Below are 23,992 nucleotides of genomic sequence, written 5' to 3'. Positions count from 1 at the left end.
CCCAAAGGACATTGCCTCACAACAAAATAATTGAGTGAGATAATGACCTTTGGGCTTCGTGTCCAAAAGATTAGGAATAGGTGCACATCTAAAAAAGAGGCGCCATTCGCATTACCCACTCATAGTCAGATTGTTAACGGCAATCCGGTAGAAACTTGCGGGCCATATTCCCGCGATTATATGAGTGAAACGATATGAATTTATTCACATTATACGAGCAGATAAAAAGTAAATCAATAAGTTTTTTCAGAAAAACGAACATTTTAAATTTTTTCTCACGCATCGTTCGTGTACTAGAAACGGTTTATTCACCGATAATAAAAGACTAACTCAAAGATTGAATAACCATTCATTTTCAGGTACTATTAGTGTGTACAGTTTATTCAGAAAATTCTAATATAAAAGGGTGAAGAAAATGGAAAAATCAATTCCAGAATCATGGTGGACTCATTTGAAGTTGCCTGTTATTTCGGCTCCGATGTTTTTGGTGTCAGGCACTGAACTCGTAAAAAATTGTTGCTTAAATGGCGTAATTGGTTCCTTTCCTGCTCCAAACGCAAGACCCATTGAAGTACTAGATCAGTGGATGGGACAATTAAATGCAGAGTTGGAAGAGGCACGTGCCCTCGAGCCAGACCGGAAAATTGCACCGTGGGCAATGAATATGGTTGTACATAGCTCTTACAGCCGTCTGCAGGAAGAACTTGAATTAATTAAAAAGCATCAGCCTCAATTGGTGATTACCTCCTTAGGAAGTCCGAAAGTAGTCGTAGATATTGTGCATGAATATGGTGGACTCGTATTCTCAGATGTTAGTGATTTGAAATTTGCTAAAAAAGCCGCAGAAGCTGGTGTTGATGGTTTAATTTTAGTGTCAAGCGGGGCAGGCGGTCATGCAGGACAAATTAACAGCTTTGCCTTCGTGGATATGGTTCGCACCTTCTGGGATGGAATTATTATCCTTGCGGGTTCTATTTCTACGGGCAAAGGGATTTTAGCTGCCCAAGCGGCGGGTGCGGATCTTGCCTATATGGGAACAAGGTTTATCGTAGCGACCGAAAGTATGGCTAATGATGAATACCGCGAAATGCTCGTTGAAGCCACCCAAGAGGATATCATTTTAACTGATGCTTTCTCCGGCGTCATGTGCAATATGCTGGTACCTAGTATTAAAAAGGCGGGATTAGACCCGGAGAAACTCGTTAAAAAAGATCAGGTAAACTTTGATAGTATGCAAAGGGAAACAAATGCGAAAGCATGGCGAGACATTTGGTCGGCTGGTCACGGTGTTGGAGCGATCAATAAAATTGAATCAGTAGCTGAAATAATTAATTCTTTAGAAATAGAATACAAAGAAGCAGTACAAAACATCAATCGAAATGCAGGGAAATTGAGTTCGGTGTCAGTAAACTAATTTAATTACATTGTATGAAAAAGGACTCTCACAGTTGGGTCCTTTCTTTCTATCGAAATAAATACTGACCGGTCAGGACATTTGTTGCCAAAATGATAAAAAGAAAAGAAGAGAAAACAAAAACGCTCTGAGTAATAATAAGACTCCGAGCGTTTTTTAATGAGATTACCGAAATGTGTCAAAGAGTAAGGACCAAGATGCCGCATAATGGGAAACGAGAGTTACTTCTTACGTTTTTCCTTTGATACCATCTTAATAACTTTATAACCAGGCTTCATCTTAATCTTTTGTACTCCATTATTAGTTGTAACTTGGTACATGGTAAATTTACGAGGTTGATGTTCGAGAACGTCGATTTTTTTAATTGTCTCTTTTTGAAAATATTTATGTATTTTCTTTGTTTGCTTTTCTTTTTTTTCTCCGTACAGGAAATCGTAAGCGACAATGATTAGTAAAATAAAGATTGCGCCAACAAAAAGTGAATAAAGTGCAGAATACAATAATGACAAAATGGACATCCTTTCTTTCTTACGATGGAGGGGATTAAAAAACCATTATAACGTAAAGTGTATGATTATAAAATAATGTTGAAATATGCCCTTTGTTTCTTTAGAAATAACCTAAATTAGAATTGGGTATGTTATTAGAATAAAAATATTTTACTTTTTTGTCCGCTAGATATGAACAACTTTAAAAAAATATGATAAAGTATACATTAGGAATCCTTTAGTACCACTATTTAAAGGAAATTTCATTGTCCGTCTGAAACGGACAATCGTTTTTTCATAAACAACAATCCAGGATTAAAGATTAGAGGGGGATGAAATATGTCTAGTCATATTTTAGAGCAATTTTTAAATGAAAATCTTGAGGATTTAAAGGGAAAAGGCCTATATAATTTCATTGATCCACTTGAGAGCCCGAATGGACCTGTTATCACTATTAACGGGAGAGAATTAGTCAATCTTTCTTCTAATAACTATTTAGGTTTAGCAACGGATGAACGCTTGAAAAAAGCTGCCGCCGATGCGATTGAAAAATACGGTGTCGGGGCAGGTGCCGTCCGGACGATTAATGGAACGCTTAAGCTTCATGTTGAGCTCGAAGAGAAATTGGCTGAATTTAAACATACAGAAGCAGCAATTGCCTACCAATCTGGATTTAATTGCAACATGGCCGCTATTTCGGCAGTCATGGATAAAAATGATGCGATTCTTTCAGATGAGTTAAATCATGCGTCAATAATTGACGGCTGTCGACTTTCGAAAGCAAAAATAATCCGTGTTAATCACTCCGATATGGAAGATTTACGAGCAAAAGCTAAAGAAGCTAAAGAATCTGGTCTTTACAATAAGATTATGGTGATTACAGACGGCGTCTTCTCCATGGACGGCGATATCGCCTTACTGCCAGAAATCGTTAAGATAGCGGAAGAATTTGACTTAATCACCTATGTAGACGATGCACATGGTTCAGGTGTTCTTGGTGATGGGGCAGGTACTGTCAAGCATTTTGGTCTTTCTGATAAAATTGATTTTCAAATTGGCACATTATCCAAGGCGATTGGCGTAGTTGGCGGATATGTAGCTGGTAAGAAGAATCTTATTGATTGGTTAAAAGTCCGCAGTCGCCCATTCTTATTTTCAACTTCGCTTACACCAGCCGATGTTGCAGCTAGCAAGAAGTCGATTGAAATTCTGATGGAAAGTACGGAACTTAACAAGAAGCTTTGGGAAAATGGAGATTATCTTAAAAAAGGCTTGAAAGAGTTAGGTTTTAATATTGGTAACAGTGAAACGCCGATTACTCCTTGTATTATTGGAGATGAAGCACTTACCCAACAATTCAGTAAACGTTTGAACGAAGAAGGGGTTTATGCTAAGGCTATTGTTTTCCCAACTGTACCAAAAGGAACTGGACGAGTTCGGAATATGCCAACAGCAGCACATTCAAAAGAAATGCTCGATCAAGCGATTGCAATCTATGAAAAAGTCGGCAAGGAAATGGGCGTTATCTAAACATAAGGGAATAACTATTTTTTAGCCTAAGTGAAGAGGACGGAGAAACGAAGATGAAGCGAATTTTAATCACAGGTGCATTAGGGCAGATTGGATCAGAATTAACGTTAAAGCTACGCGATATTTATGGTGCGGATAATGTCATTGCAACAGATATTAAAAAGAATGACAGTGAAGCAGCCCAAAGTGGTCCATTTGAGACTGTTGACGTAACAGATGCAAACAAAATGGTAGAAGTTGCTAAGAAATACAACGTAGATACGGTTATGCACCTAGCAGCATTACTATCAGCTACTGCAGAAGCAAAGCCCGTATTTGCCTGGAATTTAAATATGGGCGGGTTGATGAATAGTCTTGAAACAGCAAGAGAGTTAAAGGCGCAATTTTTCACCCCAAGTTCGATTGGTGCTTTTGGCCCTTCAACTCCAAAGGATAACACCCCGCAAGATACTATAATGCGTCCAACTACGATGTACGGGGTTAATAAAGTGGCCGGGGAATTATTGTCTGACTACTATTTCCATAAGTTCGGTGTGGATACACGCGGCTTACGCTTTCCAGGGTTAATTTCTTATGTTGCGCTTCCAGGTGGCGGAACCACGGATTACGCCGTTGAAATTTACTATGAAGCGATCAAAAATGGTAAATATACTTCTTACATTGATAAAGGTACCTACATGGACATGATGTATATGCCAGATGCCTTGAATGCGATTGTTGATTTAATGGAGGCAGATTCATCTAAACTTATCCACCGCAATGCTTTTAACATTACGGCAATGAGCTTTGATCCAGAAGGAATTGCAGCGTCTATTGCTAAGTTTGTTCCAGGATTTGAAATTTCGTATGAGGTGGACCCTGAGCGTCAAAAAATTGCGGAAAGCTGGCCGAATTCTATTGATGCTACAGCGGCAAAAGAGGAATGGGGCTTTAAATACGCGTTTGATTTGGATAAAATGACGAAGGATATGGTGGAAAAGCTGCGTCAGAAGTTATAAATGAAAAAATCCTGGGCCAATATGGTTCAGGATTTTTTTAATCGACAAATAATTGGCCGATAATGGCGGATTTTTTAACGGTAATGGCGGATTTTTTGATATTATGGCTTTTTAACCCTATTTTAGGTGAAAAAAACATAAGAGAAACAGCGAACCATAAGGGCTTCGCTGTCATCTTGTCACATAAATATATTTATCTTTCTTCTCGGTCACTCTTCCCACAATCGATGCATAGGCTAACCCTTTAGATTGGAGCTTGTCAACATATTCAATGGCTTCCTGCTCATTGAGGGCAACAAACAGACCGCCGGATGTAATCGCATCGCAAAGGAGCAGTTGTTCCTCTGGAAGGATATCCTCATAGACAACGTCATCCGCTAACCATTTATGATTCGCCTTTGAACCGCCGGGAACTACACCTATTTTCGCTAATTCAAGTGCACCTTCCAAAACAGGGACTTGTACGAGCGATAATTCAAAACTAACCTGGCTGCCGCGTGCCATTTCACTGCCATGACCCAATAAGCCAAATCCAGTAACATCTGTAACAGCATGAGGGTGAAAATCAGCTAAAACTTCAGCCGCCACTTTATTTAAGGTAGCCATTGTTTCAGTTACAATTTGTTCCTGCTCCGCTGTTACCGCGGATCTTTTTATACCAGTTGTGATGATACCGACACCAATAGGCTTAGTCAACACAAGAACATCTCCTGGAATTGCCCCGACATTTTTCCAAACTTTTTCGGGATGGACGATACCCGTAACGGAAAGTCCGAATTTTGGTTCTTGGTCATCAATGGAATGGCCGCCCACCGTAATAGCCCCAGCTTCTTTTACTTTATCTGCAGCACCACGAAGGATATCAGCCAGCATTTGGGCACCAAGCTTTTTAATCGGAAAACCAACGATATTCAAGACGGTTTTAGGCTCTCCACCCATGGCATAAACATCGCTTAATGCATTTGCTGCGGTAATTTGACCGAACATATATGGATCGTCCACAATTGGCGTAAAATAATCAACTGTCTGGATCAACGCGATAGAGTCTGTTATTTGGTACACTCCAGCATCATCTGATGTATCAAGTCCCACTAATAATTCAGGAACAGGTTCTTGTTTCGGTAATTGACGCAAAACTTGCGTCAGGTCTTCAGGACCAATTTTACAGCCTCAACCAGCTTTTGTTGACAAAGAGGTTAGGCGAATTTTTTCTTGTTCACTCATCGTTTCCACCTCCCATATTATAGTATAACTCTTTCCAAGGAATTCCGCACAATATAGACAAAAAATTTGTGGCGGGAACGGGATTAGGTTAAAATATTAACACTATCCTGATGTAGTAAACTTACTTTATTGGAGGGTATTTTTATGAAGAATTACCATATCATTGTAGAATTTTGCATGCAATGAAATTACGCACCAAAAGCCGCGAGTTTCGCGGAAGAATTGTTTAATCATTTTTTTAGAGATATTCAAAAGTTAGAACTGATCCCAAGTTCTGGCGGCGCATTTGAAGTGACTGTGAATGGGGAGAAGATCTATTCTAAGCTCGAAACAGGCATTTTCCCTGATACGGAAGAAATGATTGAAATGATTTCCACAAAATAAAAAGCAGCCCTCTTGTCCAAATAGATAGGAGGGCTGCTTTTTTACATATAATAATATTATGTCAACTGAGACATAAAAAATAAAGCCACAAAATGTAACTTAAGGCAGGGTAATAAATCGATTTTTTCCGACACATCTATCTATTTTCGAAATCACAACTTCCAAAATTCCATTCGTAAAGGTTGCATAGATAGTTTGATTAACGACTAGAAAGGGAAAGTTTATGGAGCGGACACGATTTTGATGTTTCATGGAAGGGGGGTATTTGGATGCAGATATCACTAATTTATTTCCTTCTATATATACCTTTATCTCAGAAGCCTCAAATTCACTTAAGATGGCCTCGACAATCCATTCCTTATCAGTTTCATAAAGATCGATTTGAAATTGGGTTTCATCATAATAGGCTGTAAGCGGATCGAGAAAATATCGTTCCAGCCATTTTTCTACTTCTTCAAAGTCAAAGCTTTGATTTTTAAGTTGTTTCTTTTTTGACATATTTAATCCCCCTTGCTCGTTTCATTTTATTCATTAGGGATAAAAATGTGAAAATGATGTGATATAATTGGGAGTACTGAAAGCGCCCCTTTTGAAAGTACCAACATTGGCCGACCTTAGAGTAGGTAAATATCATAGAAAAAGAAACTTTATTAAAGGAGTTTTTATCTTGAAAGAATGGCTGCGCTCTATCCCAGCGATCCATGAACTTCAAAATCATGAGATGTTTTTGAGTCTAATTGAAGAAAGTCAGTTGGATGAAATGATTTTGACGAAACAACTTAAAGATGTCATTGATACCATTAGGACAGCAATTCTTAATGATAATTGGCCTGGTGCAAAGCCAGGGACCAACGATTTTAATGGTGAGCTGTTTTCAATCTTAGAATCTAAAATAAACAAACAGTATGCCTATACCATTGAAAAAGTCATAAATGCGACAGGGACCATTTTACATACGAATTTAGGAAGAGCTAGATTAAGCGAAAACGCTATCAAACATGTGGTTGAAACCGCAAGGAACTATTCCAATCTTGAGTATAAGTTATCTGAAGGTGAAAGAGGTTTACGCCATAGTCATGTAGAAGCATTGATCAAAGAAATCACTGGGGCAGAAGCGGCTATGGTGGTAAATAATAATGCTTCTGCTGTTTTTCTGATCCTAAGAGCCCTCGCTGCTCAAAAAGAAGTGATTGTTTCGAGGGGACAACTTGTAGAAATTGGCGGCTCGTTTCGTATTTCTTCGATCATGGAAGAGAGTGGTGCGAAGCTTGTTGAAGTTGGAACCACCAATAAAACACACATTTATGATTATGATAAAGCAGTCACAATAGAAACCGCAATCGTTATGAAAGTACATACAAGTAACTTTAAAGTGGTTGGATTTACCAAATCAGTTGAAACAAAGGAACTTATTGATCTCACCAAACAATTGGATGATGTAATATTTTATGAAGATCTCGGAAGTGGAGCGTTATACGACTTCAGAAAGCACGGGATTGGAGAAGAACCGGTCGTAAAAGAGGTCATTGAATTAGGGGCAGATGTTGTTTCTTTTAGTGGTGACAAGCTCCTTGGCGGACCGCAGGCAGGGATTATCGCTGGAAAAAAAGAGATCATTGAGCGCTTGAAAAAGCACCAGTTGGCACGCGTATTGCGGGTTGATAAAATGACGTTGGCTGCATTAGAGGGAACGTTAATCGATTATGCCCGTGGTAAAAATGGACTGGTAAATATTCCAACGGTTCGGGACTTATTAGTAACACTTCAAGAATTAGACGTTCGAACAAAGTCTTTTGTTACAAATTTATTACAAAATACTGGAAAATATGTTACAAAAATTACAGAGGCCACCAGCCAAGTGGGTGGGGGAACGATGCCTGATGTAGAACTCCCTACGATTGTCGTTTCCTTAAAACATGATTCATTGACGGCTGAACAACTGGGACGGAAACTTCGTACAGAAGTGAAACCAGCAATTATCGGAAGAATACAAAAAGATGAATTTATGATTGATTTAAGAACAGTCACTTCAGAGGAAGAAGTGCACCTGCTACATGCATTAATTAATGTTTAAAACTTAAAGAGGGAAGCCCCGGCACTACTTCGTGCTGGGGCTTTTTTATATTCACCTTCAGCTCCCAAAGACGTTTGAACAACGCACTTTCATGGGCGCTTCCGGATTTCTACATATCATGATGGGTATTATGTTTGGCTCTTGAATGGTTGCGATTCTTTACTTTTTTGGAACCACTTAGCGGTTCAGGCTGACCAGATTGTTTTGGTGCATTTTTTCTCATGTCTTTGCCATCGTTTTTGTTCATTTTCCATCCCTCCTATTAGTTAGGATGCAGTCAATATGTCCTTTTATACTGTATATTTTTTGTTGTTCTGTGCAATTTAACGGTAAACAAAATGAAGGAGTGAATGAAACAAATGCAAAAATTTCCGTACAACAAAGATAAACAACAAGCATATCAAGCAGCACAGCAAGGGTATGAGAATGCCCAAGGACTATACGAGACCATTGTGAGTGATAGTGCGAGCTATGGCCATCAGCTGAAGCATCTAAAAGATGAAGTAAATGAAGCGTATCAGCAGATCGCAAATGCGATGGAAGTGGCATCTGAACATCAACGGGAGCAGTTAGAGCGTTTCCAACAAGATTTGCAAAGCATGGTGTCCGAAGTCAATCAGGCAGAATAGGAAAAGCAGGCGGTGGATCGCCTGCTTTTTTCTCTGAATCCAGCTACAGCGCCTAGGGGTCATAAGACAATCCGTCAAGAAGGTTAAAAAACAACCTTTTCGCCGGCTCGACTTATGCCTGTCGCCCCTCTGCAAGGCCCTTCCGCTTTTTATTATTGATTTTTCTTCCGCTTTTTGTTATTCATTCTTTCTTTAGCCGTTAATTCAGGTTCACTGGCCATTTCCTCATTAAAGCCGGCACCTTTTCCTTGTCCTTTAGCGGCATTCATCCCTGGAATTACATGATTAGACTTTCGTTTCACCATTCTAATCACCTCCTACATCATTACTATCTCCCTGATAATAAAAAAAAATGACATTTTAAAGTTTTTTTGAGATAATAATAGTGAAAATTTGGTTTTTTCCCGACCTGAATCCGCATAAGATCAGATAGTGTTTTTGAATTTTCAGAACAAAATACATAAAAAAACATAAGTAAAACTTATCAATCACAATAACTTTCTTGTTATTTACTTATGAATTAGGTTGTATTAAGATAAAAATTGTGAGAAAAGTTAAGATGGATGGGAAAATTCAAACTTTTCGACTTTTCATTAATTTTGGTATATTATGTCGAATGAAAGGGGTTTTTAACACATGGTTAAAAATGATGTATTTAACGCACGTTCTTCTTTTGAAGCTAACGGTAAACGTTACCACTATTACCGTTTAAGTGCACTTGAAGAGGCAGGAATCGGAAACGTTTCGAAATTGCCTTACTCAGTAAAAGTATTACTTGAATCTGTACTTCGCCAATATGATGGCCGCGTAATTGCAAAGGACCACGTTGAAAACTTAGCTAAATGGGGAACAGCTGAACTTAAAGAGGTCGATGTTCCATTCAAACCTTCACGTGTAATCCTTCAAGACTTCACCGGAGTTCCAGCAGTAGTAGACCTTGCTTCTCTAAGAAAAGCAATGGCTGACCTTGGCGGGGACCCAGACAAAATTAATCCAGAGAAAACAGTCGACCTTGTTATCGACCACTCTGTCCAAGTTGATGCTTATGGTTCCAATGATTCATTAAGAGTTAACATGGATTTAGAATTTGAACGTAACGCAGAACGCTACCAGTTCTTAAGCTGGGCACAAAAATCATTCAACAACTATCGCGCAGTTCCGCCTGCAACAGGTATCGTTCACCAAGTAAACCTTGAATACTTGGCTGACGTTGTTCACGTTGCTGAAGTAGATGGTGAATTAGAAGCATACCCAGATACATTAGTTGGGACTGACTCACATACAACTATGATCAATGGTCTTGGTGTTCTTGGCTGGGGCGTTGGCGGTATTGAAGCTGAAGCTGGAATGTTAGGACAGCCTTCTTACTTCCCAGTTCCTGAAGTTGTTGGTGTTAAGTTAACGGGCGAACTTCCAAATGGAGCAACAGCAACCGACTTAGCATTAAAAGTAACTCAAGTACTCCGCAGTAAAGGTGTAGTTGGAAAATTCGTTGAATTCTTTGGCCCTGGTGTATCAGTACTTCCACTTGCAGACCGTGCAACGATTGCCAACATGGCTCCTGAATACGGTGCTACATGCGGATTCTTCCCAATTGATGATGAATCACTAGCATATTTGCGCTTAACTGGACGTGAAGAAGAACAAATTAATGTTGTTGAACAATATTGCAAAGCAAACGGCTTGTTCTTTGATCCAGCTTTAGAGCCAGTTTACACAAATGTAGTAGAAATCGATCTTTCTGAGATTGAAGCAAATCTTTCTGGTCCTAAACGTCCACAGGATTTACTTCCACTTTCAAAAATGAAAGAAGAATTCATCAAAGCTGTTTCAGCACCACAAGGAAACCAAGGCTTTGGCTTACAAGCGGATGAGCTTGATAAGTCCGCTACGGTGAAATTTAACAATGGTGACGAAACAACGATTAAAACTGGAGCAGTTGCGATTGCATCCATCACAAGCTGTACAAACACTTCCAACCCTTACGTTCTAGTAGGTGCTGGATTAGTTGCGAAGAAAGCTGTCGAATTAGGAATGGAAGTTCCAAAATTCGTGAAAACTTCTTTAGCACCAGGATCTAAGGTTGTAACTGGATATCTTCGTGATTCAGGATTACTTCCATATTTAGAGCAAATCGGCTTTAACCTAGTTGGTTACGGCTGTACAACATGTATCGGTAACTCCGGTCCATTAAAAGAAGAAATCGAAAAAACAATCGCTGAAAACGATCTTTTAGTTACCTCTGTACTTTCCGGTAACCGTAACTTTGAAGGACGTATTCATCCGCTTGTAAAAGCAAACTACCTTGCTTCACCACCATTAGTTGTTGCTTACGCGCTTGCTGGTACTGTAAACATCGACTTTGCTTCTGAGGCAATTGGTAAAGATAAAGATGGAAATGATGTTTTCTTCAAGGATATTTGGCCATCAACTGCTGAAGTTAATGATGTAGTTAAACGCACTGTTACTCCTGAACTATTCCGCAGCGAATATGCGAACGTGTTCGGTGACAACGAGCGTTGGAACGAAATCAAGACAAGCAATGAACCATTATATACTTGGGATGAAGATTCTACTTATATTGCAAACCCACCGTTCTTCGAAGGCTTATCACCAGAGCCAGGTACGGTTGAACCATTAACAGGACTTCGTGTTGTTGGTAAGTTCGGTGATTCTGTAACAACTGACCATATTTCACCAGCAGGAGCTATTGGTAAAAATACTCCAGCAGGAAAATATTTGCTTGAAAAAGGCGTTGCCATTCGTGACTTTAACTCTTACGGTTCTCGTCGTGGTAACCACGAAGTAATGATGCGTGGAACATTCGCAAATATTCGTATTCGTAACCAAATCGCACCTGGTACTGAAGGTGGAGTAACTACCTACTGGCCAACTGGCGAAGTAACATCTATTTATGATGCTTGCATGAAGTATAAAGAAAACGGCACTGGATTGATTGTTCTTGCTGGTAAAGATTACGGAATGGGCTCTTCACGTGACTGGGCTGCTAAAGGTACAAACCTTCTAGGTATTAAAACAGTTCTTGCTGAAAGCTTCGAACGTATTCACCGTTCAAACCTTGTGTTAATGGGTGTACTTCCACTTCAATTTAAAGAGGGCGAAAGTGCTGAAACACTTGGATTAACTGGAAAAGAAACAATTGATGTTCAAGTCGACGAAAATGTAAAACCTCGTGACCTTCTAAAAGTAACCGCAACTGATGAATCAGGTAACAAGAAAGAATTCGAAGTTCTTGTTCGTTTTGACTCAGAAGTTGAAATTGATTACTACCGTCACGGCGGAATTCTTCCAATGGTTCTACGTGAAAAATTACAAGCTTAATATTGAAGAACACCATGCCATTTGGCATGGTGTTTTTTTAAGTAAAACTTGGATTTTTCTTTGCTTAATGAGGAAATGATTGACAAAATATATAATCCTTTAATAAAATAAAACTAACAAACGAAAAGGAATGATTAAGGGCCAATGAAATTATAATCTTATTTTTCAGACATGATTCGAATAACGAAAAATGTTGAACCTGAAGAATAGGATTTGTCTGTCCTTTTTTATGTCCTAATCGTATAATTACTAGTACAATAAAACCTTTATACAGGTTTATTTGTTGTGTCTTTAATACGATATATCTACGACATAAATCTCTCTTCAGGTTCAGGTGAAGGGAGTTTTTTTATGCTTACAAATCAAATGACAGTCTTAAAAGTTATCGGTTTAGAAAAAAGTTTTCAATTAAGAAAGGTATTGGATAATATCCATTTCGATATAAAGAATGGAGAACGGATTGGTCTGGTCGGCTATAACGGAACAGGAAAAACTACATTGGCGAATATCCTGTTCGGAAAAATAACACCTGATAATGGCATCATTGAAAAATCGAATGAGTTAAAAATCGGTTATCTTTCTCAGTCCATCGATTACCAAGTGAGTGATTTCCAGCAGTCTTTAATTGGAAGTGCGACGAATGATTTGCTCGAACATGCCAGCACATTAGGCCTCACTAAGGTTTATAACTGGGAAAAAGAACGTTTACGTCATTTAAGTGGCGGAGAAAAGTTAAAATTGGCATTAGCTATGGTTTGGGCTTCAAAACCAGACTTTTTAATTCTCGATGAACCCACGAATCATTTAGATTATATAGGGATCCAGTGGCTGGTATCAGAATTAGAAAAGTTCCAGGGCCCAGTCTTAATCATTTCGCATGATCGTCATTTCTTAGATCAAACAGTTACACGAGTTTTTGAATTAGAAAATAGCAAGATTCACTTTTACAATGGAAACTACAGTGACTATCGCAAAGAGAAACAACAAAAAGTAGAAAATATGAGGCACCAATACAGTGTCCAGCAGCAAAAAATAAAAGAAGTAGAATCACAAATTACTCAATTAAAGACTTGGTCCGAAAAAGCTCATCGCGATTCGACTAAAAAGGGGAAAGGTCCAAGTAAAAGACAAAATGGGATTAAGGAATATCATCGCGTAAAGGCTAAAAAAACAGACAATCAAGTGAAGTCAAAAATGAAACGTCTACAAAATGAGTTAGAAAAAAATAAGTTGGAAAAACCATTAGAAGAGGTTCAAGTAAGGTTTCAGTTTGATGCACAAGGGAAGAGGGGCAAACGAATTGTCGAGGCCAAGAATTTATCCAAAACCTACGAGGATAGAACACTTTTCCAACATTCCAATTTCTACATTAATCATGGAGAACGAATTGGTCTCCTCGGTGAAAATGGCTGCGGCAAAACGACATTAATAAAAATGATGTTAGATCAAGAAAGCTTTTCAAATGGTGATTTGTGGAGAAGTGACTCGATAAAAATTGCCTATTTAAGTCAAGATGTTGATGATTTGCCTTCGGAAAAAAACGCAATGGAGGCACTGGGGTTCACAGATCGAGAAAGTGTCCTAAAAGCAAGAACTTTACTTGCAAATTTAGGCTTAAAGGAGGCATTTCTAACAAAACCGATTGAAACGTTGAGTTTGGGGGAACGAACGAGAGTAAAGCTCGTTGATATGTTAATGAAGGAATATGATGTACTCGTTCTGGACGAACCAACAAACCATCTTGATTTGCCAAGTAGAGAGCAGCTAGAAAATACGTTAGCAGAATTTACTGGTACGATTATTATCGTTTCCCACGACTATTACTTTCTAAATAAACTTTGTGACCGCCTGCTGATATTTGAAAACCAGCAAATTAAAAGGATTGAAATGAAACCTGAAGAGTATTTAAATCAGAATGTAAACAAGAACCAAGCGGATGACTTAAAAGAAGCATTATTAGTTATCGAAAACAAGATTGCATCCATTTTAGGTGAGTTATCGTTCATGGATCAAAAGGACCCTAGATATCAGAAGTTGGATCAAGAATTTAATAGCCTTCTTAAGCAAAAACGATCTCTCATGGGGTAATAAATTAGGAATGAAAAAGGTCCTCAATAGTTTTTATTGAGGGCCTTGATTTTTACAATGAAAAACATCTAGGAGATGACATTTTTTTCTGAATCATAAATCAGCTAATGCTTGCCAATAAATTTAGCAGTTCTTTCTCTTTGTCCGCCCGCATCCCTGCTTTCCATTCTTCCTCCGTTAGCTGGCGAGTCTTCTCCCATTCAAATATATCAGCGATACTTTCTTTAAGCGGTCTAAACGACAGTCCACTCTGGATTGCTTTTTCAACATTGATGGAAAATGCACCTTTCCAAGGTTCACTAGATTCAGGTGATAACGGAGAATTCTCAGGAACCCACAGCGGCATTTCCGTCCACGGAGCAACCTTTTGATCTAGAAGGAACTTTTCCTCGGCCCAAACTACTTCGGCATTTGAATTGGTCACTTTTACACATGTATCAACAAACTCTTTTATCGTTAACGGATAATCAGGTCCCGTTGCATTAAAGGTTCCCGTAGAATCCTTCTCTCCCATATCGAGAATCCAATTTGACAAGTCTTTATTGTCAATTAGCTGAACTCGGCGATTTGGATTTCCAGGTACTAAAACTTTTCCACCTTTTGCAATTCGATTGACCCAATAAGGGACACGGTCCGTATAATCATTGGAACCAATTAATTGACCGGCACGCACATTTAACACACGCCCAGGCATATTTTCCTCTGCAATTTGTTCACAAAGAGCTTTAAAATGTCCGTAATAAGTATAGATAGGCCCGTCTGCATCCATTGAAAGCTTATTTGCTTCCTCAAGTGACATTTCTAAGACGGGGTAATTTTCATCCAAATTCTCCTGAATCCAGTCTTGATACACAGAAATACTTGAAATGAATGTATAATGCTTGACTCGGTCCTTTAATAAGTTCGTTGTGTTCTGGACTGTATAAGGGATGAACCCGCTTGTATCTAACACAGCATCCCAGTAACGGTTTTGAAGCGCTTTCAAATCACCGAATCGATTTCCATATAGAACCTCGATATCCTTTATTCCAGGACTTTGAATTCCACGATTAAAAATCGTCATTTCATGATTTCGTTTTAAAGCCTCTTCGACAAACGTTTTTCCTAAAAAGCGGCTTCCACCTAACACAAGAATCTTCAAACGTATCCCCCCTCCATTCATACTTCTATTTTAACAAAATTTCGCAATATTTGGTGAGTGACAATTTAAAAAAATGAAAGTATTGCATATGTCATGGATATTGTTAAAATTACAATGGATGAAGTTGCAAGAAAGAAACTAAAAACTTAAATGAATTTACATATAGTCGAAGGGATGTTAAAACATGGAAAAAACTAATTTACAATCCGTTTCCTATGAAAACGGAGTTCTAAAAATACTTGATCAAACCAAAATCCCGAACATAACAGAATTTCTTGAAACGAGAAAGATTGAAGATGCTTGGGATGCAATAAAGCAGTTAAAGGTACGCGGAGCACCTGCGATTGGAATTGCGGCAGCTTATGGCTTAGTCCTTGGAATAAAAGATGCCCCAGAAAATTCGTTTGAAGATTTTTATGCCCACTTAAAAAAACACTCGGATTATTTGGCATCATCACGTCCTACCGCAGTCAACTTGTTTTGGGCCTTGAAACGAATGAATGAACGAGCACTTAAAGACAAAGATTTACCAGTGAAACAAATCAAAGAAGCACTTGAAAATGAAGCACATACCATCCGCAATGAAGATGAAGACGTCTGCCGGACCATTGGAGAGCATGCCTTGAACCTATTAGCCGATGGGATGGGGATTCTAACTCATTGCAATGCAGGTGGGATTGCTACGGCAAGATACGGGACTGCGCTGGCTCCCCTATATTTAGCAAAAGAAAAGGGCTGGGATATCAAGGTTTTCGCTGATGAAACTAGACCGCTGCTGCAAGGAGCACGATTAACCGCTTGGGAGCTAATGCAAGCTGGAATAGATGTTACCCTCATTACGGACAATATGGCAGCCATGGTCATGCAAAAAGGCTGGGTACAAGCAGTCATTGTCGGATGCGACCGTGTCGCAGCAAATGGCGATGTTGCCAACAAAATTGGGACATATGGAGTAGCATTATTAGCAAAAGCACATAATATTCCTTTCTACGTTGCTGCACCGATCTCCACGATTGATTTGGATACCAAGACTGGGACTGATATTCCAATTGAAGAAAGAGATGCAACCGAAATTACAGAGGGATTCGGAAAAAGAACCGCTCCTGAAGGGGTAAAAGTGTATAATCCTGCGTTTGATGTCACACCTCATGAGCTTATTACCGCAATCATCACGGAAAAGGGTATAATAAAAGGGAATTATGATGAAGAACTGGTGAAACTCTTTCAAGCCTAAGAATGGCAAAAATGATTAAAACCTGTGTTTTTGCAAATTGTCACAGTTTCGGCATATCCTAGTTTGGTTTCACCTAAGAATATAGTGTAAAATCGATATAGCAGATTATGATGTAAAGGAGGATTCGGGAATGATAAAAAAAGTAATGGCTTCCGTAATACTAATTTCCTTACTTACAGTCGCGATTGTTCAAGCCATGGATAAGAAGTCAGAAACTCCCGAAACGACAAGTCAAACCACAACAAGCAAAGAAGGTCTCGCTGTTGGAGCAAAAGCACCTGATTTCGAGCTAAAAACCCTTACCGGTGAGAAGATAAAACTATCTAATTTAAAAGGAAAAAAAGTGATGCTTAACTTTTGGGCAACCTGGTGTCCACCTTGTAAAGCTGAAATGCCGGCAATGGAGAAATTTTCAAAACAGAAGCAAAAGGATATTGTCATACTAGCAGTAAACATTGATCCACAATTAGATGTCCAAGGGTTTGTGGATGAGAATAAAATTACCTTTCCAATCCTGTTGGATGCCGATGATCAAGTAAATGAAACTTACCAAGTACTATCCATCCCTACTACGTATTTTATTGACAGTAAAGGGATTATCCAGAATAAATATACAGGTTCGATGGATCTGGATGTCATGAAAGATTTTACAAACAAACTAAAATAAACTAACAACGTAGAACACACGGCACATATGAAATGTGTCGAGTGTTTTTTTTATTCATTTTTAATAAAAAATTTATAAACGCTATAATTTTCAAAAAGTTGTAATAATTGCAACCGTTTCCGGGCATAATAACTGTTAGAATAGGATATAAGGACGGTGATACCGATGAGAAAACCTAGAAAACGCTCTTTTGCTGAGCTAGTATCTGAAAATAAAACACAACTCTTAAAAGATCGTGCTGCGATGGAAAAAATTGAACAACGCTTAGAAGAAAAGCGTCTCGGTAAAGCGGAATAACACAAAAGTTTTCCATTTATGTTTTCCTCCTTTATGGACAAAATGTTAATAAGGAGGGATCATGACATGGGTAAAAAATATCAAACAAAACGTTTTCAACCAGACCACGTAGGGACACAGCCACGAGGATTTAGTGGCAATAAGGGAAAAAAAATGAATGATAAATCAGGCGATCATGCCCAAGTAATACAAACAAAAGGTGAATAATAATGAATTTTAAGACTTAACTGGTGAAAACCAGTGAGTCTTTTTTGTTATTCACACGGTTTTTGTTGTTTCCGAAAAATTCTCTGTTTATTTTTTTCAGTCCGTAACAAACTATATCTGTACCAATCACACCATAGGAGGAAATACAATGGCCTATAATAACAAACCGAATCCAGATGATCGTAGTGATAATGTTGAAAAGCTTCAAGCAATGATTCAAAATACGGAAAATAATATTGAAGCCGCTGAGGAATCATTAGCCCTTACTGACAGTGAGACACAACGCCAGCAAATTGAGCAGAAGAATGAACGCCGCCGGGAAAGCATTGATTCGTTCCGGTCAGAAATAAAAGATGAAGCACATAATCAACAAAGCTAAAAACTCATGTAGACCTGTTCATTATGGACAGGTCTTTTGCTTAGGTATGGGGCACCTGTTATGGTAAGATAGAAGGGAAATTTTGAAGAAGAAGTGATAATCTTGAGACAACTTGTAAACCAGCAAACAAAAAATGAAGAGAAATTAAAGCAATGGGAACAAGAATTACAGCAAAATGGATCTATTTCAAATGAAAGTTCATTAATTTCCGCATTGACTGATGAATCCAATCCGCTCATCTTATCAAAACTTTTAACCGTTGCCGCCCTCTCTCGACTGGGTCGAAATAATCAGGATAAAATGGCAGCCATATGGTTGGAAAGAGCTCTTACATTATTCCCAAATAATCAAGAAGCTAAAGAATATATGATGCAATCTGATTGGAAAAAGATGAATGGCTTACTATTACCGCTTACCTTTCCTTCTATGAGAGAGACAGATAATCGAACAGCGAAAAAGAAAACAGCCGAACAATACATAGAAGTTTGTCAAAACTTTTTAAATAATGCAGATGAAATTCAAACAGATCTTGCAGCAAAAAAAGACCTTTCCGCAACATTGAGTAATCCTGATGTTTTTCAAAAATACAATCACCTATATGAGTTGTTTTCGACAGCTATTGACGAAACAGGTAGGCTATTAAAGGCAGTGGAGGAGTATGATCAATCGATTACAGGTGTTTTCCATACCTCCACCTATTATGATGACTTAAAAAAGCATTTATCTATTTTAGAGGAAATCAAAGAAACGTGGCAAAGGCAATTTAATGAAGAAGAAGTCCAATCTGACACCGCTCAAGTCAATGCACTAGATCAACTAAATGATATGGTTGGAATGGAGTTTGTCAAAAAACGGGTAAATGACTTTTACCGATTTCTTAAGTATCAAAAACAGCGGAAGGATCTAGGATTTCAAATTAAGGACGATCTGAGCCTGAATATGATTTTAACCGGAAATCCGGGGACGGGGAAAACAACTCTTGCTCGGTTGTTAGCGAAAATTTATCATGAATTAGGTGTTCTTCCTAGAGTAGAAGTTATTGAAACGGACCGCTCCCAGCTTGTCGGCTCTTTTGTGGGCCAAACAGAAGAAAACGTCCGCAAAATTGTTGAACGTTCGATCGGCGGTGTGCTTTTTATTGATGAAGCATACAGTCTGAAGCGCGAGGGTCAAACGGGAAATGATTATGGTCAAGCGGCAATTGATACGTTAGTTTCGCTAATGACTGGAAATGAGTATGGCGGAAAATTTGCGGTGATCTTGGCAGGCTATCCCGAAGAAATGCGTACTTTTTTAGATGCAAATCCAGGTTTACGCAGTCGCTTTCCGCAGTCCAATCTCATTCATTTGCCTAATTATTCAAATGACGAGTTAATCAGTATAGCTGAACAGGTTGCGTCAGATAATGATTATTTTCTTAGTGATGATGCTAAAATACAAATCAATCATCGTCTCGATCGTGAACGGGTAGATGACACATTTGGTAATGCAAGAACTGTCCGCAATATCGTTATCGATGCCATTTTCAAGAAGGGCTCTAATAAGGAAGTCACGGAAGAAAACATCTTAGAATATATGTTACTGAATAAAGAAGACTTTCTTATCGACAAAGAAGAAAATGATGAGTCCCCATATGAAAAATTAGACCGTCTAATTGGGTTAGATGCATTAAAAGTGGAGATGAGGTCACTTTTCTCATTTGTAAAAATGCAGCAATACCGGATGAAAAAAGGATTGTCACCAGTGCCGATTCAATTACATGCTGTTTTCACGGGTAACCCTGGAACAGGGAAAACAACCGTAGCTAAGATTTATGCAGAGCTTTTGAAAGACTGTGGCATTTTAAAAAGAGGCCATCTGATTGTAGCTAGCAGGGCTGATTTTGTGGCTGGATATGTTGGTCAAACAGCCGGAAAAACAAAGAAAAAGATTAGAGAAGCTCTTGGAGGAGTCTTATTTATTGATGAAGCCTATTCGCTTTTTAGTGCGACTTCAGGTGATTTTGGAAAAGAAGTAATCGATACTCTTGTCGATGAAATGACGAAGCATAATGAGAATATAGTGGTCGTCCTGGCTGGATACCCTCATGAAATGGACTTGCTATTAGAAAGCAATCCAGGACTTCGCTCCAGGTTTAAAAAATTCTTCTTATTTCCTGATTATTCCTCCGCAGAACTACTTGAAATTATGGCAGTCTATGCTGAATGCTATCAATATCAATTATCTAATGAAGCTAAACATCTGTTATTGAGTAAAATAAATGAAGAAGCCTTTAAAGGAAATGGCCGTTTTGCAACAAACATGATTGATGAAATGATTCAAGCACAGGCCTCTAGGTTAATGGAAATAGAAGAAGAGGAAGATCTGTTTGAAATGTCTCTGCTACTAGAAGCAGAGGATGTAGTAAAAGCCATTAGTAAAATGTAAATTATCATGTTGAGAGGGTTGGGGCCTGTGGGAAACTTTTTTATTTCGACTAGAGAAATTCAGCTCTATTATGCTGATACAGATATGATGGGTGTTATTTACCATGCTAATTATCTCAAGTTTTTTGAACTTGGCAGAAGTGGGTTTATTGAGGATCTTGGCTATAGTTATCTTGCCATGGAAGAGTCCGGTTATTTTGCGCCAGTTTATGACGTGCAAGCCACCTATAAAAAACCTTTACGCTATGGTGATAGAGGTTTTGTAAAAACGTGGGTGGAAATAAATGATGGTATTAAAACGGTATATGCTTATGAGGTTTTAAATGGCGATGATGAGGTATGTGTTGAAGGTAAGACAACCCACATTATTGTTAAAAAGGAAAATTTTAGACCGACATCTTTCAAAAAAGCCTTTCCAGAATGGTTTTTAAAATATGAAGAAATCAAGAAAAAGTAGTCGGATATTGTGAGAAAAATCTGTCGGAATGAGGTGACTTAGGTGGCTTTCGGGATCAAACGACAGGAAATCATCGAGTGGAAGAGAAAAATTGATAATGGCGAGTTAGCTTTCTTAACCCATTATTGGCTGGATGACCGCTTTCCAGGTTGCAATACGGTAACAAAGGTTAGTTGTAAAAATCTTGAAAAATTAGCAGCCTGGGGACAAAAGTACGGATTAAAAAAAGAATGGATTCATGTTCGGAAGGATGGCTACTCACATTTTGATTTACTTGGTCAGCGCCAAATTGACATTTTACATAAAGAAGGATTGTTAGAACATATTTGGATAAATAATCGCAGCACACTTGAAGAGTAAACACCTTTAAGTGTGCTTTTTTTACGATTGGCTATGTAAAAGATTATTGTTGATTTTGGCACCCTGTTGATTGGAGCGGAAGGCGTGAAGAATCATGCAGGAGGACGGATCAGGGGAGACAGCAGGAGCGCCGGGGACCCCGCCCGCGAACCGCACGCGCCCCTGGAGCGCAAATCAACAGGCACAGTTAAAAGAGCCTTACGATTAAACAGGGAGGGTCATTATTCCATTGATAAATAAGATGTATGTTATCATGCAATGAATAAAAATCGCAGGAAAAATACTTTTGTCCTTATCGTTACAAATCCCAAGATTAATCCTAAAAAGACATACATCATACAGATAACTAGTGAAAAGCCAAACATCGTTGTGTTTATGCCGAATGCAAAGCACGATACGATAAGCCCTATTGGTCGACTTGTGATGCTTATCATTTTTGAAAGCAGGATTCCACGCCACAAAACTTCTTCCAAAAATGCATTGACTGTTGCGAATAACAAAATCAATAGGAATGGACGCCACTGTATGCCTTCTTTTTGTAGTAAAAGTGACCCAGCCATTGCTATCACAGCTAAAAGTACAACAATAAGGGAAAAGCTCTTAAGCGAAAAAACAATCCTAAAAGGAAGTTGAATTTCGCCGGTGAAAAGGGGAAGGTGAAAATAAGGAGATAGTTCTTTTTTAAATTGCTTGATTACATAACTCATCATTAATATAGGAACCAACCATAATAATTGGCTCAACATAATAAGTGAAAAGGGAGATAGATGAAAACTTTCTATAAAATTATCAAGATAACCTACCAAAAGATTTCCAAGAAAAAATGAAACAATCATCCAAGCAAAGAGACGCTCCGCTTCTTTTAATAAAATAATAATTAATAAAAACGTAATAAGAAGTACAAAGAAAGGGGTATAAAATCCTCTCGTAAAAAGAAACATCATTATGATAAAATATCCAGCTAACCAGATGCCTTTTTGATTTGTCCGTTCCATCCCATAATCTCCTCTCTGTCATCATTTTAATATTGAGATAAGACTCTTTTCGTAAACTTTGTTGTTTTGGGAGCTTTATAGGGATCATTTACTAAGTTTCTAGGCAATTTTCGCAAATGTTCTTACGAAAACAAAATATCTAGTTATACGGGTTGATGAACTTATACGAAAAACAACAATCTATCCGAAAATAGCCTTAGATAAAAAGGCCCCGTATTAACGGAGCCATTGCATCATATGATCCTGAATGTCTTTATATTTTCCCTTAGCATTACGTAGACCAAAGGGTCCGGCTTTTTCCAATTGGACGACTCGGAAACGAGTATTGTGTTTACTAGCAACATAGGTTGGATAAAATTTCGGGTTCGAAATCTCAATCGATTTCCCTTTATCTGAAACATGTTTTGTAATGTCAAGGGTAGCAAGACCGCCAATGTCTTTATAATCATTATGTTGTGCCGAAATAAAATTTCCTAATGAATAGATAACGAAGGTTTTTCTACCATCATCTGTCTTTATCCATTCCATGGGCTGGAGAACATGAGGGTGGGAGCCAAAAATGATGTCGACACCTTCATTTGCGAGAAAGTGTGCCAGTTCCTTTTGTTCTTTGGTAGGCATTCTGTGGTACTCATTCCCCCAATGGATACTTATGACGATGACATCGGCTTCCTTTTTGGCACGATGAATTTCATCACGCATCGTTTCACGGTTAATCAGATTGACGAGAAAATCTTTTCCGTCAGGAACAGGAATTCCGTTTGTTCCGTATGTGTAGGAGAGAAAAGCAATCTTTATCCCATTTTTATTTAAAATCCTCAAATTTTGGCGATCCTTTTCGTTTAGAAAGCTTCCGACGTGTGGTAAGCCAATACTCTCTAAATACTTGGCCTCCAGTTTAATCCCTTTTTCACCTTTATCCAACGTATGATTATTGGCTGTGGATACTATATCGACTCCTGTATGGACTAGAGCATCGGCAACCTCGTATGGACTATTGAACCTCGGATAACCAGAAAGACCTAGTGCTTTTCCACCTAATGTACTTTCTTGATTTGCTGTTAAAACATCTGGTTTCTCCAATAATGGTTTCACGTTCTCAAACATCGGGTCAAATTCATATGTAGCCCCATTATAGGCATCTTGATAAATATTGTCGTGGATAAGGATATCCCCGATGGCCCCAATCGTTATTTTTTCTGTCAGCTCTCGATTGATCAATACTGAAGAACGCGGCTGATGATTTTTCGATGTAAAAACCTTCTTGTCGTCATCATCAGAATCTTGCCATTGCTGAATGAATAGAAAAGAAGCTAAAGCAATACAAACAATAATAATAATAACTGATGGTATAATAGCTTGCCTTTTCATAGATACTCCTTCATTTTAGACTGATAATTATACTATATTATATTCTTATGTAATTTAAAAACTATTCTTTGTCAGATAAGGCATTAAAATAGGAGTGTTTATAAAAAGAGGAATCTTCAAAAAGAAAGGCTCTTTTGTAATCTTTATTGTATTGAATCATAATTAGTGGCATTTACCTAATTACTAAGCAATTCTTGTCAATGTTATTACGATAAGATGCCACGAAGTATATAGGATTATGGGTTAAAAACTTACACGAAAAACAGCTTAAAGAATAAAAAACAAGA

The 23,992-nt window shown here is 38.3% G+C and carries 24 protein-coding genes and 1 riboswitch; of the genes, 16 read left to right on the top strand and 8 right to left on the bottom strand.

From position 1 onward, the window contains the following. Positions 1-102: 102 nt before the first annotated feature. A riboswitch (purine riboswitch) is annotated at positions 103-204 on the bottom strand. Positions 205-415: 211 nt separating this feature from the next. After that, positions 416-1,414, top strand: coding sequence for an NAD(P)H-dependent flavin oxidoreductase (locus KW850_RS14770; protein ID WP_218348342.1), 999 nt, complete (start codon positions 416-418; stop codon positions 1,412-1,414). A gap of 221 nt (positions 1,415-1,635) precedes the next feature. Here the strand turns inward: KW850_RS14770 and KW850_RS14765 are convergent, their stop codons facing one another. After that, positions 1,636-1,923 (bottom strand): hypothetical protein, encoded by a 288-nt coding sequence (locus KW850_RS14765; RefSeq protein WP_218348341.1) that lies wholly within the window; start codon positions 1,921-1,923, stop codon positions 1,636-1,638. Between the two features lie 318 nt (positions 1,924-2,241). Between KW850_RS14765 and KW850_RS14760 the strand changes: the two genes are divergently transcribed. Further along, the gene (locus KW850_RS14760) at positions 2,242-3,432 is read left to right on the top strand and encodes a glycine C-acetyltransferase (RefSeq protein WP_218348340.1); all 1,191 of its coding nucleotides are present in this window, start codon (positions 2,242-2,244) and stop codon (positions 3,430-3,432) included. A gap of 53 nt (positions 3,433-3,485) precedes the next feature. Next, positions 3,486-4,430, top strand: coding sequence for an L-threonine 3-dehydrogenase (locus KW850_RS14755; RefSeq protein ID WP_218348339.1), 945 nt, complete (start codon positions 3,486-3,488; stop codon positions 4,428-4,430). A 171-nt stretch (positions 4,431-4,601) separates the two neighbouring features. On the opposite strand, the gene selD is transcribed toward KW850_RS14755, so the two are convergent. After that, entirely contained in the window at positions 4,602-5,654 is a 1,053-nt protein-coding gene (gene selD / locus KW850_RS14750; RefSeq protein WP_218348338.1) for a selenide, water dikinase SelD, read from the bottom strand. 144 nt (positions 5,655-5,798) lie between these two features. Between selD and KW850_RS14745 the strand changes: the two genes are divergently transcribed. Next, positions 5,799-6,038, top strand: a complete 240-nt coding sequence (locus KW850_RS14745; RefSeq protein ID WP_374226333.1) for an Rdx family protein — start codon at positions 5,799-5,801, stop codon at positions 6,036-6,038. A gap of 99 nt (positions 6,039-6,137) precedes the next feature. On the opposite strand, the gene KW850_RS14740 is transcribed toward KW850_RS14745, so the two are convergent. Further along, a complete protein-coding gene (locus KW850_RS14740; protein ID WP_218348336.1) occupies positions 6,138-6,536 on the bottom strand; it encodes an Hsp20/alpha crystallin family protein in 399 nt (132 codons plus the stop codon). A 169-nt stretch (positions 6,537-6,705) separates the two neighbouring features. Between KW850_RS14740 and selA the strand changes: the two genes are divergently transcribed. Next, positions 6,706-8,112 carry an L-seryl-tRNA(Sec) selenium transferase gene (gene selA, locus KW850_RS14735; protein ID WP_218348335.1) on the top strand — a complete coding sequence of 469 codons (1,407 nt, stop codon included), beginning with the start codon at positions 6,706-6,708 and terminating at the stop codon, positions 8,110-8,112. Between the two features lie 109 nt (positions 8,113-8,221). Here selA and KW850_RS14730 read toward each other — a convergent pair whose 3' ends face one another. Beyond that, positions 8,222-8,359 carry a small acid-soluble spore protein P gene (locus KW850_RS14730; RefSeq protein ID WP_218348334.1) on the bottom strand — a complete coding sequence of 46 codons (138 nt, stop codon included), beginning with the start codon at positions 8,357-8,359 and terminating at the stop codon, positions 8,222-8,224. 112 nt (positions 8,360-8,471) lie between these two features. Between KW850_RS14730 and KW850_RS14725 the strand changes: the two genes are divergently transcribed. Then, positions 8,472-8,741 carry a hypothetical protein gene (locus tag KW850_RS14725; RefSeq protein ID WP_218348438.1) on the top strand — a complete coding sequence of 90 codons (270 nt, stop codon included), beginning with the start codon at positions 8,472-8,474 and terminating at the stop codon, positions 8,739-8,741. Positions 8,742-8,893: 152 nt separating this feature from the next. On the opposite strand, the gene sspO is transcribed toward KW850_RS14725, so the two are convergent. Further along, positions 8,894-9,046, bottom strand: coding sequence for a small acid-soluble spore protein O (sspO, locus tag KW850_RS14720; RefSeq protein ID WP_026567316.1), 153 nt, complete (start codon positions 9,044-9,046; stop codon positions 8,894-8,896). Between the two features lie 331 nt (positions 9,047-9,377). Between sspO and acnA the strand changes: the two genes are divergently transcribed. Together acnA and abc-f are read left to right on the top strand one after the other, a co-directional pair. After that, positions 9,378-12,083, top strand: coding sequence for an aconitate hydratase AcnA (gene acnA, locus KW850_RS14715; RefSeq protein ID WP_218348333.1), 2,706 nt, complete (start codon positions 9,378-9,380; stop codon positions 12,081-12,083). Between the two features lie 351 nt (positions 12,084-12,434). Further along, positions 12,435-14,171 carry a ribosomal protection-like ABC-F family protein gene (gene abc-f / locus KW850_RS14710; protein ID WP_483862184.1) on the top strand — a complete coding sequence of 579 codons (1,737 nt, stop codon included), beginning with the start codon at positions 12,435-12,437 and terminating at the stop codon, positions 14,169-14,171. Positions 14,172-14,271: 100 nt separating this feature from the next. Here the strand turns inward: abc-f and KW850_RS14705 are convergent, their stop codons facing one another. Then, entirely contained in the window at positions 14,272-15,312 is a 1,041-nt protein-coding gene (locus KW850_RS14705; protein WP_218348332.1) for an NAD-dependent epimerase/dehydratase family protein, read from the bottom strand. Between the two features lie 184 nt (positions 15,313-15,496). Here KW850_RS14705 and mtnA point away from each other — a divergent pair, with 184 nt between their 5' ends. The 8 genes from mtnA to KW850_RS14665 all read left to right on the top strand — a co-directional run bounded on the left by mtnA (position 15,497) and on the right by KW850_RS14665 (position 21,339). Next, entirely contained in the window at positions 15,497-16,546 is a 1,050-nt protein-coding gene (mtnA, locus tag KW850_RS14700; protein ID WP_218348331.1) for an S-methyl-5-thioribose-1-phosphate isomerase, read from the top strand. Between the two features lie 130 nt (positions 16,547-16,676). Then, positions 16,677-17,213 (top strand): redoxin domain-containing protein, encoded by a 537-nt coding sequence (locus KW850_RS14695; protein WP_218348330.1) that lies wholly within the window; start codon positions 16,677-16,679, stop codon positions 17,211-17,213. Positions 17,214-17,378: 165 nt separating this feature from the next. Beyond that, positions 17,379-17,510: an FbpB family small basic protein gene (locus tag KW850_RS14690; RefSeq protein ID WP_026567322.1), complete on the top strand. Its 132-nt coding sequence runs from the start codon at positions 17,379-17,381 to the stop codon at positions 17,508-17,510. A gap of 66 nt (positions 17,511-17,576) precedes the next feature. Continuing rightward, complete coding sequence (locus KW850_RS14685; RefSeq protein ID WP_218348329.1) at positions 17,577-17,717, top strand: acid-soluble spore protein N; 141 nt, start codon at positions 17,577-17,579, stop codon at positions 17,715-17,717. A 148-nt stretch (positions 17,718-17,865) separates the two neighbouring features. Then, on the top strand, positions 17,866-18,096 hold the full coding sequence (gene tlp, locus KW850_RS14680) for a small acid-soluble spore protein Tlp (RefSeq protein WP_218348328.1): 231 nt from the start codon (positions 17,866-17,868) through the stop codon (positions 18,094-18,096). Positions 18,097-18,189: 93 nt separating this feature from the next. Then, positions 18,190-20,523 (top strand): AAA family ATPase, encoded by a 2,334-nt coding sequence (locus KW850_RS14675; RefSeq protein WP_308128805.1) that lies wholly within the window; start codon positions 18,190-18,192, stop codon positions 20,521-20,523. Between the two features lie 27 nt (positions 20,524-20,550). After that, positions 20,551-20,979, top strand: a complete 429-nt coding sequence (locus KW850_RS14670) for an acyl-CoA thioesterase (RefSeq protein WP_308128804.1) — start codon at positions 20,551-20,553, stop codon at positions 20,977-20,979. A 42-nt stretch (positions 20,980-21,021) separates the two neighbouring features. Then, entirely contained in the window at positions 21,022-21,339 is a 318-nt protein-coding gene (locus KW850_RS14665) for a hypothetical protein (protein ID WP_218348326.1), read from the top strand. A gap of 251 nt (positions 21,340-21,590) precedes the next feature. Here the strand turns inward: KW850_RS14665 and KW850_RS14660 are convergent, their stop codons facing one another. Next, entirely contained in the window at positions 21,591-22,334 is a 744-nt protein-coding gene (locus KW850_RS14660) for a CPBP family intramembrane glutamic endopeptidase (protein ID WP_218348325.1), read from the bottom strand. A gap of 216 nt (positions 22,335-22,550) precedes the next feature. Beyond that, positions 22,551-23,705, bottom strand: a complete 1,155-nt coding sequence (locus tag KW850_RS14655; RefSeq protein ID WP_218348324.1) for a CapA family protein — start codon at positions 23,703-23,705, stop codon at positions 22,551-22,553. Positions 23,706-23,992: the final 287 nt, after the last annotated feature.

The organism is Bacillus sp. sid0103 (genome assembly GCF_019219025.1).
This window is presented reverse-complemented; position numbering and strand designations above follow the sequence as displayed.